11 protein-coding genes are annotated in these 12,632 nt (G+C 66.1%); 7 read left to right on the top strand and 4 right to left on the bottom strand.

Annotated features, from left to right (window positions below; translation table 11 throughout):
- Window positions 1-11: 11 nt before the first annotated feature.
- Window positions 12-2,105 carry an amylo-alpha-1,6-glucosidase gene (locus KEG38_RS24535; protein WP_272422311.1) on the bottom strand — a complete coding sequence of 698 codons (2,094 nt, stop codon included), beginning with the start codon at window positions 2,103-2,105 and terminating at the stop codon, window positions 12-14.
- 551 nt (window positions 2,106-2,656) lie between these two features.
- Here KEG38_RS24535 and KEG38_RS24530 point away from each other — a divergent pair.
- The 5 genes from KEG38_RS24530 to KEG38_RS24510 all read left to right on the top strand — a co-directional run bounded on the left by KEG38_RS24530 (window position 2,657) and on the right by KEG38_RS24510 (window position 7,205).
- Window positions 2,657-3,718, top strand: coding sequence for a hypothetical protein (locus KEG38_RS24530; RefSeq protein ID WP_272422310.1), 1,062 nt, complete (start codon window positions 2,657-2,659; stop codon window positions 3,716-3,718).
- Between the two features lie 8 nt (window positions 3,719-3,726).
- Window positions 3,727-4,422, top strand: coding sequence for a cellulose binding domain-containing protein (locus tag KEG38_RS24525; protein WP_272422309.1), 696 nt, complete (start codon window positions 3,727-3,729; stop codon window positions 4,420-4,422).
- 10 nt (window positions 4,423-4,432) lie between these two features.
- Window positions 4,433-5,884, top strand: coding sequence for a serine/threonine-protein kinase (locus tag KEG38_RS24520; RefSeq protein ID WP_272422308.1), 1,452 nt, complete (start codon window positions 4,433-4,435; stop codon window positions 5,882-5,884).
- 283 nt (window positions 5,885-6,167) lie between these two features.
- Complete coding sequence (locus KEG38_RS24515) at window positions 6,168-6,512, top strand: hypothetical protein (RefSeq protein ID WP_272422307.1); 345 nt, start codon at window positions 6,168-6,170, stop codon at window positions 6,510-6,512.
- A 138-nt stretch (window positions 6,513-6,650) separates the two neighbouring features.
- Window positions 6,651-7,205: a hypothetical protein gene (locus tag KEG38_RS24510; protein ID WP_272422306.1), complete on the top strand. Its 555-nt coding sequence runs from the start codon at window positions 6,651-6,653 to the stop codon at window positions 7,203-7,205.
- A 57-nt stretch (window positions 7,206-7,262) separates the two neighbouring features.
- Here KEG38_RS24510 and KEG38_RS24505 read toward each other — a convergent pair whose 3' ends face one another.
- On the bottom strand, window positions 7,263-7,802 hold the full coding sequence (locus KEG38_RS24505) for a hypothetical protein (RefSeq protein WP_272422305.1): 540 nt from the start codon (window positions 7,800-7,802) through the stop codon (window positions 7,263-7,265).
- Between the two features lie 69 nt (window positions 7,803-7,871).
- The gene (locus KEG38_RS24500; protein WP_272422304.1) at window positions 7,872-9,068 is read right to left on the bottom strand and encodes a cytochrome P450; all 1,197 of its coding nucleotides are present in this window, start codon (window positions 9,066-9,068) and stop codon (window positions 7,872-7,874) included.
- Between the two features lie 159 nt (window positions 9,069-9,227).
- On the opposite strand from KEG38_RS24500, the gene KEG38_RS24495 reads away from it, so the two are divergent.
- Together KEG38_RS24495 and KEG38_RS24490 are read left to right on the top strand one after the other, a co-directional pair.
- Window positions 9,228-9,833 carry a TetR/AcrR family transcriptional regulator gene (locus KEG38_RS24495; protein WP_272422303.1) on the top strand — a complete coding sequence of 202 codons (606 nt, stop codon included), beginning with the start codon at window positions 9,228-9,230 and terminating at the stop codon, window positions 9,831-9,833.
- A 284-nt stretch (window positions 9,834-10,117) separates the two neighbouring features.
- Window positions 10,118-11,383 carry an RCC1 domain-containing protein gene (locus KEG38_RS24490; RefSeq protein WP_272422302.1) on the top strand — a complete coding sequence of 422 codons (1,266 nt, stop codon included), beginning with the start codon at window positions 10,118-10,120 and terminating at the stop codon, window positions 11,381-11,383.
- 27 nt (window positions 11,384-11,410) lie between these two features.
- Here KEG38_RS24490 and KEG38_RS24485 read toward each other — a convergent pair whose 3' ends face one another.
- Window positions 11,411-12,478: a right-handed parallel beta-helix repeat-containing protein gene (locus KEG38_RS24485; protein WP_272422301.1), complete on the bottom strand. Its 1,068-nt coding sequence runs from the start codon at window positions 12,476-12,478 to the stop codon at window positions 11,411-11,413.
- Window positions 12,479-12,632 lie beyond the last annotated feature (154 nt).

Genomic DNA, 12,632 nt, shown 5'->3' with positions numbered 1-12,632 from the left:
GTAGGAGGCCATCAAGCTGCCTTCCGGAGCGCCTCCCTCTCGGCGAGCCAATCCCGAAGCACATCCATGGGCGTCCGGGCGTCCGGACGCTCCGCGTGGACATCGGCGGGCTCCCATCGCCCTGGGACACGGCGAACCGAGAGCGAAGCGATGTTGTCCGGCAGGGCGGGCGCCGATGTCAGCTCGTCGCCCTTCGGCTCGAGACCCAAAAGGACGCGGATGGCGAGCAGGGGCGCTCCGGAGGCCCAGGCCTGCGGGCTCGACGCCGTGGGGTACTCGACGGGGAAGCCGGTCCTTTTACGCTCGTACCCGGCGAAGACCTCGGGCAGGCGAAAGCGGAAAAACCTCGCGGCGTCGAAGAGAGCCGTACAGATGCGGCTGGCTTCCTCGCGATAACCATGACGTGCCAGGCCCGCGGCGATGATGGCGTTGTCGTGGGGCCAGACCGTACCGTTGTGGTATTCGATCGGGTTGTACCCTGCTTCGCCGTCGGCCATGGTGCGGACACCCCAGCCGGAGAAAAGCGCCGGGCCCATGAGGTGGCGGACGATCGACTCGACCTTGTCGTCCTCGACGATCCCGCTCCACAGGAGGTGTCCGATATTCGAGGTGAGACTGTCGACCTTGCGCTTTCGCCCATCGAGCGCGAGCGCGAAGAAGCCTCGCTCCGGAATCCAGAAATCTCGATTGAAACGCGCCTTGAGGTCGGCCGCCTCGCTCTCCAATCGCTCGGCGAGGGCTGGATCACGGAAGATCGATCGTGCGAGTCGCGCACACCGGATCTTGGCGTCGTACGCGTATCCCTGGAGCTCACAGGTCGCGCGCGGCCCCTCCGCGAGCGTGCCGTCCGCGAACAGGATCGAGTTCCAGGAGTCCTTCCAGCATTGGTTCTCGAGGCCGGTATTGGCCCTCCGCTCGTATTCGATGTACCCGTCTCCGTCGCGGTCGCCATACCGGTCGATCCAGTCGAGCGCGGCGCGCGCGACCTTTTCCAGCCGGCGTACGAGCGCCGCGTCGCCGGTCCATCGCTCGTATTCGTCGAGCAGGATCAGGAAGAGCGGCGTCGCGTCGGCGGTGCCGTAATAGGGCGACTGTGGTCGCTCGGCGAAGGCGGTGAGCTCCCCGAAGCGCAGCTCGTGCAGGATCTTCCCCGGCTCCTCATCGCGGAAATCGTCGCATTCGCGGCCCTGCCGCCCGCCGAGCACGACGAGCGAGGTTGCGGCGAGCTCGGGGAGGAAGGGCAGCGCTTGATAACTGGTGATCAGGCTGTCGCGGCCGAAGAGCGCCATGAACCATGGCAATCCGGCGGCGGGAAGCGCGTATTGCGGGAAAATGTCGGGGTAGGGGTAAAAGCGAAGCGCCGCGAGGTCGATGATGCTCCTCATGTACACCTGCTGGATGATGGGAGGCTCGCTGCTCACGAGCGGCACGCTCTCGATCCATCGCGTCACGTCCTCGCGCCGGTCTGGCCTCAGCCATTGCTGCGTCTTCGAAGGGTCGGCCGCCGTGACGTGGCCGGAAAGCGGGCGTACGGACATGATCGTCGTCCACGAGGATTTCGGCTGGATCTCGAGCTCGAAGACGAAACCGACCTCGCTCACCTCGGCGGGTTGGCTCGAGCCGATGAGGGTTTGCCGTACGAAGCCCTCTCGCCGGTAGCCGAGCAGGAGCTCGTGTTCCCGTACCTCGCGGTACAGTTCCCCCTTCTTGGCGAGCGCGTCCTTGACCTCGAACAGGTCGGCGAAGTCGGCAGCCGCGTCGATGTGGAGCTTGATCGCGATCGGCTTCGTGGAATGGTTGATGACCTCGATTTCCTCGCGGAAGCCTTCGCCTGCGTGACGGCGCCGGATGATCGAGACATAGGGATTCTCATAGATGCTCGCGGTGCGAGGGAACAGGAAAAACTGGGCAAAGTAATACTCCACGCTGTCCGCCGTGAGCACGTCGGGGGGCTTTCCATCGACGCGGAGAATCCAGCGCGAGAGGTGGCGCGTGTCCTTGTAGAATAGTCCGTGCGGCTGATCCGGCGTGGCGTCGATGTCCCCCGTTCGACTGGACGTGACGAACGTCGATCCATCGAGGATGCTGATCATGATCTCGGCCATGACGAACTCCCTTGGCGTTCCGGTTTTTCGCAGACGTACTTGATGCGCGTCGGGGAGGGCCGCAAGGCGCCATGATCCGGCGAAGGCGCCCTGGCGGAGGGGAGCGATGCGGAAAGGGGAGCGATGCGGAGGCGGGTTGTCCGACCCGACCTCGTCACGGCGGGCTCGGCTCGATCTGTCGCGCCCGCATCCTTTCACGGAAGCTGGAAACCGTTAGAGCAACATGCTCTCTGCATGCCGCCGAGTGACGAGGGGGCCGAGGCCCACGCCGCCCCGATCCCGCCTTCGCCACTGACGCTCCGCGCAACGTTCGCCGCTCAGTAAACAAAGATATTTTACCATGAACACCGTCGCGACGGACGAACCTTTCATGTACTGTACGTTCCGGCGATGGGGTTTTGCGGGGAGACAGACGCGGCGCTGCGCGTGATCGCAGCATCCGGAGGGGCAGCACCATCCTCCGGCGCGTGCTCTTCGCGGTCGGGCGGCCACGACCCTGCGTCGAGGGGTCCCGTCGACGAACCGCTACAGCTTCCAGGGGGGAGAGGTCAATGACCTGCAGCCGCAATCGCGTGTTCCCGTGGCTCGTGGCCGCCCTGCTCGTGAGCGCTGCGGCGCCCGCGGTCGCCGGGGAACCGCAGGGCCCGCCCTCCGCGCAGGACCTCTACGTGTCGGCGCAAAAGCTCTTCGATCAGGGCCATTTCGCCGAAGCGCTCGTCGGCTTTCGCCACGCCTATAACGCGTCGGGCAGCCCGAACGCGCGCATCATGATCGGCAATTGCCTCGTCGCGCTCGGAAGGACGGCCGAGGCCTACGAGGAGATGTCGGCGACGCTGCGCGAGGCCACGAAGCGCGCGGAGACCGAGCCGAAATATGTACCGACACGAGACGCCGCCGCGAAGCATGTCGCGCTCCTCGAGTCGAAGGTGGGAAAACTCGTCGTCGAGATCGCGGATCCCGCGGGCGTCGAGGTGACGGTCAATGGATCGCGCGTGCCGCCGGAAAAGTTCGGCGTTGCTTTCGCGGTGGACCCCGGGACGGTCGTCGTCGCGGCGACGCGCGCGGACGGGAGAGTCGCGCGGCAGGAGCAGACGGTCGAGGCGGGCGCGAGTGAGCGGGTTTCGCTGGTGTTCCCGGACGTCGGGCCCAAGAAGATCGAGCCGACGGGCCCCGTGCGCGTGGAGGGCCCGAAGCCGCCGGGCGGCGACGAACTGCGGACGGGTGGCGCGGTGCGGACGGCGGGGTTCGTCGTCGCGGGCATCGGCGTCGCGGGGATGGCGATCTTCGGCGTCACGGGGCTCATGGCCCGGAGCCGGTTCGCGACGCTCGAAGAAGAATGCCACGCGACGCGCTGTACCGATCTGAAATACGCCGACGTCGTCGACAGCGGCATGGCGCTGACGACGGCCGCCAATACCAGCCTCGCCATCGGTGCGGCGGGGATCGTCGGCGGGGGGCTCATGATTTTGTTCGGCGGGCCGTCGTTCGCTCGCCCTGCTGCGCGCTCGGCTCCTTCCGGCACGAGCATCGTGGCGCCCCAAAGCCCCGTCGTGGGCGCGGGCTTCACGATGTCGCCGGGGGGCGCGGGCGTCCACTGCACGGTCGCTTTTTAGGAGGGGGAATGCATTCGATCCGTAGGCGTGGTCCCGCGTCGTCTCCACGGCTCGTCGTCGCCGCCCTCGCGGCCTTCGGCAGCGTCAGCGCGTGTAGCTTCGATTGGGAGGGCTACGATCCGCGGCTTGCATCGAGCGGCGAGCCCGGGGCGACGGGTCCCTCCGCCGGCGGCGCCGGCGGAGATGGCGGCGCGGGGGGCGTGGGCATCGGTGGAATGGGCGGTGGTGGAGGGGGCGCAGGCGGCGCGCCCCCGACCGGCTTTCGCTTGCAGTACAAGAACGCCAATCCGAAGGTCGACGACATACAAATACAGCCGCATTTCAAGATCGTGAACGGCACCCAGGAGAACGTGCCGCTGAGTGACTTCGAGATCCGCTACTGGTTCACGCACGACGGCGGGGGGAGCTTCGTTTACGATTGCGACTTCGCCCCGTTCAACTGTATTCATACGTCGGGTGCGTTCGGCCACACGTCGGGCGTGAAAGCCGACACGTACGCCGCAATATCGTTCACGACCGACGCCGGTATCCTCACCGCCAACTCCGACAGCGGGGAGATCCAGGCGCGCTTGCACACGCAGAACTTCACGACCGTGAACCAGGCGGGCGACTACTCGTTCGATCCGACGAAGACCTCCTTCACCGACTGGGCGAACGTCACGCTCTATTCCAAGGGCGTCCTCGTCTGGGGAAACGAGCCTTGAGGAGCAGGCGATGGAGCTGCGGGGAGGGCGATACGAGATCCTGCAATTGATCGCATCGGGCGGAATGGCGACCGTGCACCTCGGGCGCGCCCTCGGCATGGGCGGCTTCGAGCGGCTCGTGGCGATCAAAACGATGCACGCGCACCTCGCGGACGAACCCGAATTCGTCGCGATGTTCCTCGACGAGGCGCGCCTCGCCGCGCAGATCCGCCACCCGAACGTGGTCGGTACGATCGACGTCCAACAGGACGATCGCGGCGTCTTCATCGTGATGGAGTACATCGAGGGGGCTTCCCTGCAGCAGCTCTTGCGCGCGCTGTACAAGCAGGGGGCCACGCTTCCGCTCGACATCGCGCTCCGCGTATTTCTGGACATGCTCGCCGGGCTGCATGCCGCGCACGAGCTGACCGACCCGCGGGGCTTGCCCCTCCACCTCGTGCACCGCGACGTCTCGCCGCAGAATGTCCTCATCGGCGTGGACGGCGTCGCGAGAATCACGGATTTCGGCGTGGCGCGGGCCGAGGCGCGTATCTCTACGACGCACGGCTCGCAGCTCAAGGGCAAGATCGGTTATATGTCGCCCGAGCAGGCCGGTCGATTGCCGGTCGATCGGCGGACGGACGTCTACGCAGCCGCCGTCTTGCTCTGGGAGCTCATGGCGCTCGAGCGGCTCGTCCGCGGCGACAGCGAGGCCGAGATGCTCGCGAAGGTCGTGGCGAGCGAGACGCCGTCCCCGCGCTCCGTGAACCCCGACGTGCCGGAGGCGCTCGACGCCGTGTGCATGCGCGGGCTCGAGAAGAATCCGGACGTGCGATATGCCACGGCGGCCGATTTCGCCGAAGCCCTGGACGACGCCGTCCGGAGCATGGGAATGAAACTCGCGACGCCGCGCGCCGTCGCGTCGTTCATCCGGGCCCAGGGGATCCACACGCCGCTCGTCGAATTGCGCTCGAAGAGCAGCGAGGAGGGCCAGGCCGCGCTCGTTCCGACACGAATCGAGAATCCGAGCTCCGGGCGCGCGCGGGTCTCGAGCCCCTCCGACGTGAAGGCGGCGGAGAGCGCGTCGGCCGTCATCGTGCCGCCGGAGGAGAGCCGGGGCAGGCGCATGCGGCCGGCGACGCTCGCAATGGCGGTCGTCGCGACTGTCGCGCTCGCCGCCGGCGCATTCTGGGGGCTTCGTCCTCCGCGGACAAACGAGGTCGCGCCTGCGGCGTCGTCGACACCGGCGCCGTCCATCGATTCCCCGGCGGCCGCGACGACGCCGAGCGCCGCCGCCGCGCCGCCGCCCCCGGCGAGCCCCCCCGAGGCGCCCGCTCCTCTGGCGACGGAGTCCGCGCGTGTGGCGCCCGCCTCGTCGAAGGCGGGAAAGAATACGGCGACGACGAAGCGTGATCCGAGCACGCCCGCGACGGCGACCGCGCGGGCTTCGGGCGGTCCGATGTATCGACCGCCGGAGCTTTAGCGTTTTTACAATCCCGCTTTCGCGCTGGCGGCTCGCGGGACGACAGCCGGGGCATTCCTTCCGTCTGCGTGTGTGAGGCACCGACCCCAATTTCACGTTCCGTAGAGGGCTTGCGTTGCCATCGGAGCTCCTGGTGCGGATCTCGGATGGCAATACAAAGCAGTGACTCGGGCGGAAACGATTCGTTCCGGGCGGGCTTTCTCTACGTCGCGGGCGGTCCCATGAACACGCCAGAGGTCATCGGCTCGTGGGGAACCATGCCTCGATCACAAGGAGAGAAGGTATGTCCATCCATTCCATGTCTCGAATCCTGAAGACCGGTTTTGGGCTCGCCCTGGTTGCGTCGTTCGCGATGATGAGCGGCAGCGCGCTGGCGCATCCCAGCCGTGATGGGGCAGCCGCGGAGGAAGGGACCACCGGGGAAGCTGCATCCGCCATCGATACCGGGATCTTCCGCTGCACCCTGGGGAGCGGGAGCGTGATGGGGTCGCTCCTGGTCAGGCCGGACGAGACGTGCAGGCGATTCACGACGACGCTGGCCGGTGCCTCCAATCGGTACTGTCCGCAGGGCGCCTGCGTCTCGTGTTATAGCCTCGCCCGGGATATTGGCTGTATTCTGGAAAACTGAGGCCAGGTCATACGAGCTCGCTGGCGGCGTCGAGGAGGGGGGGCGTGAAGCGTCCCCCTTCGGAACGAAAAAAGCTGGAACGTCGAGCGATTGTCGAGTTGATCGACATTCAGCGCACGATCGACCATGGAGGCGACGATGAGGAACACGCATCGCGCGAGGCGCGCCATCGGGGCCGGGCTCGCGCTCATGGGCATTTTTACACTCGTAGGCGGCTGTACGGCGATGGATCCTGCAGGCGGGGCAGGGGAGTCCGACGAGGGAGCGATTGTCGAGGCTGAAGAGAGGATCACGACCGGGGTCTATCAGTGCAGCATGGCGGGGGCACGGAGATCGTCCTTGATCGCGAATGAGGACGGGACGTGTACCCGGTACAGTACGCACATCGCGGGTGCGTCGGAGTTGTACTGTATGGGAGGCTCCTGCCAGTCGTGCTGGAACGTCGGGCGAAAGCTCGGCTGCCTCTCGGTGCGTACGGCCCGACTGCGGAATTACGTGACGAATACGCCCCGCGCCTATCGCTGTACGCTGGCAGGGGGGACCATCGTGGGGGCGCTCGTGGTTCGGCCTGACGCGACATGCTCGCGAATCCCGTCGTGGGTCGAGGACGCCAAGACGGATTTCTGCCTCGATGGGGTCTGTCCCTCGTGCTTCAGCCTGGGCCGTGACATCGACTGTCTGATGGACAATTGACGGCGAGGGGGACGCGAGACATCCAGGCACCTCCCCGCTGATTGCCACGCAAAGCCGTTACGACCAGAATCTCCACCAGGGACGCCGGGCTTTCGTGGGCGTCGGCTGAAGGCTGACGAAGTCGCAGCCGAACTCGCGGGCGTGGATGTCCATCTGGTTCGCGAGTTCGACCACGACTTCCAGGCCGAGCACGAGAGGTCGGGTGAGGACCTTGATTTGAAGCTGCCCGGTGCTGTCCTCCGAGACCTTGGCCTCCCAGTCTTCGTCACCACCAAGCTCGGCGGCGAGGGATGCGGCCGATTCTCGATCGCTCGAGACGAAGAGAGCTTCGAATCGCCCCCGCGTGCCTTCCTGCACCCCTTCGGCTTCCATCTTCGACCAGAGGGCCTCGGCGACCCGGAGATGCGCTGCCCGCTTTTCGTCGGCCTTCGCTTGGGCCTCGAGCTCTTGGAGGAGCAACCTTTTGGCCTCCTCGCCGGAGATCGGCTCGCCGAGCGTGATGCCGTGTGGCAGATCGGCGCTGTCCCGCTTCCCCGTAGCGACCTCGGCCGCGATCTTCAGTACTTCTTCCTTCTGCGCGTTCGATGGTGTTCCCATCCGGGAGTGCCTCCAGCGGCGGCCTCATAGCACGAGGGCGCGCGCCGATCGATCGGGCGGGAAGGCCATTCACCAGGTGACCGGGAACTCGTACATGCCGTACACGGTGGCGTCGTCCTTGAAAGACAGCTCCTCCTCGCGCACGGCAGGGCGTAGCTCGGGGATCCGCCGGAACAGTGTATCGAGCACGATTTGCAATTCGAGCCGGGCCAGGTTCTGACCGAGGCACTGGTGTGGGCCGAAGCCGAAGGCGATGTGGTTCCGGGCGCCACGTTCGACCTCGAGCTCGTCTCCGTTCTCGAAGACCTCCGGATCACGATTGCCCACGTTGGCCAGCACGACGACGCCTTCCCCGGCCCGGATGAGCACACCCCCGAGTTCCACGTCCTCGGTGGCGACCCGACCGATGCCGGCTTCCGCAATGGTGAAGTAACGCAAGAGCTCCTCGACGGCCGCCAGGGTTTTTTCGGGATCTTGCCGAAGGACCGCGAGCTTCTCGGGATGCTTCAGCAGCATCAGCGTGCTCAGCGAGATCATGTTCGCCGTGGTCTCGTGACCCGCGATCAAGAGAATGAAGGCCAGGTTGAGCATGGTCTCGTGATCGTAAGCACCCTCTTCGCGCAGCTTGACGATCTGGCGGCCGAGCAAGTCGTCGGTCGGATTCTCCTCCTTGTCGGTCACCAGCTTGTTCAGATAACCCACGAGCTCGAAGAAGGCGCCCGCCTTCTCTTCGATGGTCGGCGTACGACCCACCAGTTTGGCGGAGCGTGCCTGGAAAAACTCATGATCCGCGTAAGGCACGCCGAGCAGCTCGCAAATCACGAGCGATGGCACCGGCAGGGAGAGCGCCTGCACCAGGTCGACCGGGCGGGGCCCGGCCAGCATTGCGTCGATAGATTGGTCCACGATTTGCTGGATGCGCGGTGCGAGCGCGGCCATCCGCTTGACGGAAAACTCTCCCACCACGGCCCTTCGTGCAGCCGAGTGCTCTTGCCCGTCCATCTCGATCAGGAACGGCTTGGCAGTCAGGGGCGGCGGCGTTTTTTCGGTCAGGTGGGGGAAGCCAGGATTGCGCCGGCTGGCGCTGAACCGCGGGTCGGACAGGATCGTCCGAATGTCCTCGTGCCTCGTGACAGCCCAAGCCGTCGCGCCCGAAGGCAGCTTCACCTTGGCGATGGGCGCCTCTTTTCGGAGCTGTTGATGCTGCGCAGGCGGCGCGAAAGGGCAGGTCCTGGTGATGGCGAGCGGAATGGCGTCGGCAGTCATGGGTCCTCCTCGGTTCGAGATCCACACTAACCGATCGGTAAGTTCATGGCAAGCCGATCGGTCAGGATGTGACTTACCAAACGGTAAGTTGGATGGGCGGATCGGAAAGCATGCCGAACGACGAGGAGCGGGGTACTGTCTCGGTTCCCGAGGAGGGCCATGACTGCCGGCACCGCTGTCAACGACACGAGATCACGACTGCTCGCCACCGCGCTGAAGCTGTTCGGCGAACACGGGATGGAGGGCACGTCGATGCAGATGATCGCCGACGAGCTCGGCGTCACGAAGGCCGCCCTCTACTACCACTTCAAGTCCAAGGACGAGATCGCCGAGGCCGTGGCCGCACCCGCGTTGCAGGAGATGGATCAGATCCTCGATGAAGCGCGCACGAAACGGAGCCGGGGCGCGCAGATCGATCACGCGCTCGCCGGGTTCGTCGACCTCATCGTCCGCGAGCGCACGCTGGTCGGCCTGTTCAACAGCGACCCCGGGCTTCAGCGTCTCATCAAGCGGACGTTGCAGGCGCGGGACGAGGACCTCAAGACGAAATTGAGAACGGTGTTCGCCGGTGCCGATCCGGGCCTCGCCGACGCGATCACCGTGCACGTCATGTCCGCGGGGCTCGCGATGGCCGGCGGCGCTCCCGAGTTCGCAGGCGTCGACGACGATACCCTGCGCGAGCACCTGCTCGACGCGGGCAGGCGCCTGCTCGGCCGTCCTCGCCCAAAGCACCCAGGCAAAAGCCGGCTGCGTCTTCGCATCTGACCTCATTGCGGGGGCGCCGCGGTTGCATGAGCGCCGACCCTTCGGGTAGATTCCGGTCCTTCCTCATGAGAATGCGATCGCTACCCAGGGTGCTCGTCACGCTCCCGCTCGTCCTTTCGTGTGGAGCGACGTCGGAGTCCGCACCGAGACGCGTCGCTGAAGCGCGTCCCGCCGAGACCACACCAGAGCCTCGGACGTCGCCTTCGGCCCCCGCAACGCCTGCGGAGCCTTCGCCTCCGCCGGACGTACCGCCACCCTCGCCAAAGCTCGCTCCTCCGGGGCATGTGACGCGCGTCGTCGGCAACGACAATGATCGCGCCTGCGCCATCTTCGAGAACGGCATGCTCCAGTGCTGGGGTGGGCCCAACGCCTCCGGCCAGCTCGGCCGCGGCCATACCCGTGACGAAACGACGCCGGCCTGGGTCCAGGGCATTCGCGACGTGAAAAAGCTCGTGCTCGGCCGTTCCGCCACCTGCGCCATCGTCGGGTCGGGTGAGCTTTTTTGCTGGGGCAACGACCGTCTCCAGCAGGACTGGCATGGATACGTGACGAGCCCCGCCCGGGTCCCGGGGATCTCGAACGTCGTCGATGTCGCGGTGAGCGTCTGGCACGTGTGCGCCGTGGACGCCGCGGGAAGCGTATTTTGCTGGGGCAATAACCAGAGCGGGCAGCTCGGCCTGGGCGCGAGCGCGATCGGCACCGAAACGAAGCGGCCCACGCAGGTCCCTGGGATTCAGGACGCCGTGGGGGTGGTCGTGTCGGATAACACCACCCTGGTCTGGACCCGCGGCGGAGACGTCCTCCGGTGGGGAATGGCGAAAGACCTGACGCAGCCCGGGGCCGCGCCGGATCCGCGCAAGGTCGAAGGGCTCGCCGGCGTCAAGCGTGTCCGCATGTCGCACCATCAGGCCTGCGCGTTGCTCGCGACGAGTGAGGTGCGGTGCTTCGGCAGCGATACGCTCGCGTCTCTCGCGGCAGGCAAGGAGCACGACTACGGCCCGAAGGTAGCTCCGGTCGCGGCCAAGCTGAAGCTCCCGCCGCCCCGCAATCTGATCTTCCCCGATGGACGAGGGATCTCGGGGGTCGTCGACGTCGCGCCGTTCAACCATGACGCCACGGCCTGGACCGAAAAGGGGGAGGTTTTCTCCTGGGGGAGCGCGGAGCGCGGCACCGTGGGCCGGCCCCTCAGGACGAGAGGGTATTTCCCGCCGACCCGGATCCAGGGGCTCTCGGACATCGTCGAGGTGGCTGGCAGCTTCAAGCACCGCTGCGCTCTCGATAAACAAGGCAATGTCTACTGTTTCGGTGACGGCAACTCGGGGGGATTCGGGAGCGACGTGCAAAGGAGCTCGCCCTCGGGCGTGCTCGTCCCCGGATTGCCGAAGATCGTCCACATCGCGTCCAGCAGCTATTGCACGTTCGCGCTCGGCGAAGATCACTCCCTGTGGGGCTGGGGGAGTCTCCCGGGCAACGCATGCGGCATCGACGGTGGCGGAGAGAGAGTGACGAAGGCCCCGATACGGGTGCCGCTCGAACCGCCGAGCCCGTGATTCCTTCACGGGCGCGAGCCGGGCGCCTCAGTTGTCTGGACAAGCGCTGTTCGGGATGTTCAAGTCGCACCTCGTTCCCTGGCCCTGGTCGTTGACCACGTCCGTCGAGAAGACGTTCGAGTGCACCCGCGTCTCCGTTGCCGACCCCGTGATGTACACGCCGTTGTAGCCATTGCTTTCGAAGCGGTTGTTCTCGACGATGGTCGCGTAGGAGCCGAGCATCATGGCGCCGACGAGGCTCCCCTCGAAGCGGTTGCCCGAGAAGAGATGATCGTTGTTCCACGTGCCCGGGCCGTCCGAGGGGCCGAAGACCTTGACGCTGTAGAACGTGGCGAGGCCCAAGGTGTTATCGCGGAAGCGCCAGTGATTGGCATCCCTGTGGATCATGACGTTGAACGCGTTCCCGTAGAACGTCGACCCCTCGACGACCACCGAATACGCGCTCTTGCCGAAGAGCCCCACGGCGAAGCCCGAGACGCGGACGTTCTCGAGCCGAACGATATTGCCACCCGACACGTTGATTCCCGTGTTCCAGGTGCCGCCGCTCGCTCGGACGATCCACAGGTCCCGGATGACATTCTCGGAGACACCACTCGGGAGCACCGACTCGACGCTGAGCGCAGGCGCATGGTCGGGCAGATCCTCGAAGGCGAGTACGCCCTGGCCAGCGGGACCAACGCCCGCCAGCGTGAAGCGGGCCGGGATCTGGATCGGCTGATGAACCGTGCACTGCTCGTCGACGATGAGGGTCGCATTCGCGTGCACGCTATTCTTCACCTTGGCGAGGAAGCAGGGGAGGTTCTCGCAGCCAATCTCGCTCAGGAAGTAGAATCGCTCTTTGAAGAGGCCCGAAAGCCCGCTGGCGGGGATGGCCGGGCAGCTCGTGGTGTCGGCGACGAACGTGGCCATGGCGTCCGCATCGAAGCCCGTCAGCATGTCCGTGCTCGTTTGAGGGGCGGTCTGCGCGTGCGCGATGCCTTCGACGAGGTCATCGGACCATCGATAGGCAGCCGATGCCACGACGGAAGCGCATGCGACGAGCACGGCGGCGCGTACGGCGATGGGACGAGAGAGGATGCGGGACGTGATGCTCATGGTTGCGAATGCCTCGGGGGGAAGTCGAGATGGCCTCGATGGGGCCGAGGTCGGACAGCAATGACCATGCCGTGCGCATTTCCCCGCGCGTCGTGAAGAGGGGACGCCCATCGCCGATGCAAACTGTCACGTCCGTGCGACGGTCGTCGAAGCG

This window comes from Polyangium jinanense, from assembly GCF_028435265.1.
Classification (GTDB): domain Bacteria; phylum Myxococcota_A; class Polyangia; order Polyangiales; family Polyangiaceae; genus Polyangium; species Polyangium jinanense.
Note: the sequence above shows the minus strand (reverse complement) of the source record. Positions and strands in the feature narration are given on the sequence as shown.

Bases quoted from the DNA above. Each gene is read 5' to 3' on its own strand.
- KEG38_RS24535 (WP_272422311.1), bottom strand. From the start codon at position 2,105: ATGGCCGAGATCATGATCAGCATCCTCGATGGATCGACGTTCGTCACG.
- KEG38_RS24530 (WP_272422310.1), top strand. From the start codon at position 2,657: ATGACCTGCAGCCGCAATCGCGTGTTCCCGTGGCTCGTGGCCGCCCTG.
- KEG38_RS24525 (WP_272422309.1), top strand. From the start codon at position 3,727: ATGCATTCGATCCGTAGGCGTGGTCCCGCGTCGTCTCCACGGCTCGTC.
- KEG38_RS24520 (WP_272422308.1), top strand. From the start codon at position 4,433: ATGGAGCTGCGGGGAGGGCGATACGAGATCCTGCAATTGATCGCATCG.
- KEG38_RS24515 (WP_272422307.1), top strand. From the start codon at position 6,168: ATGTCCATCCATTCCATGTCTCGAATCCTGAAGACCGGTTTTGGGCTC.
- KEG38_RS24510 (WP_272422306.1), top strand. From the start codon at position 6,651: ATGAGGAACACGCATCGCGCGAGGCGCGCCATCGGGGCCGGGCTCGCG.
- KEG38_RS24505 (WP_272422305.1), bottom strand. From the start codon at position 7,802: ATGGGAACACCATCGAACGCGCAGAAGGAAGAAGTACTGAAGATCGCG.
- KEG38_RS24500 (WP_272422304.1), bottom strand. From the start codon at position 9,068: ATGACTGCCGACGCCATTCCGCTCGCCATCACCAGGACCTGCCCTTTC.
- KEG38_RS24495 (WP_272422303.1), top strand. From the start codon at position 9,228: ATGACTGCCGGCACCGCTGTCAACGACACGAGATCACGACTGCTCGCC.
- KEG38_RS24485 (WP_272422301.1), bottom strand. From the start codon at position 12,478: ATGAGCATCACGTCCCGCATCCTCTCTCGTCCCATCGCCGTACGCGCC.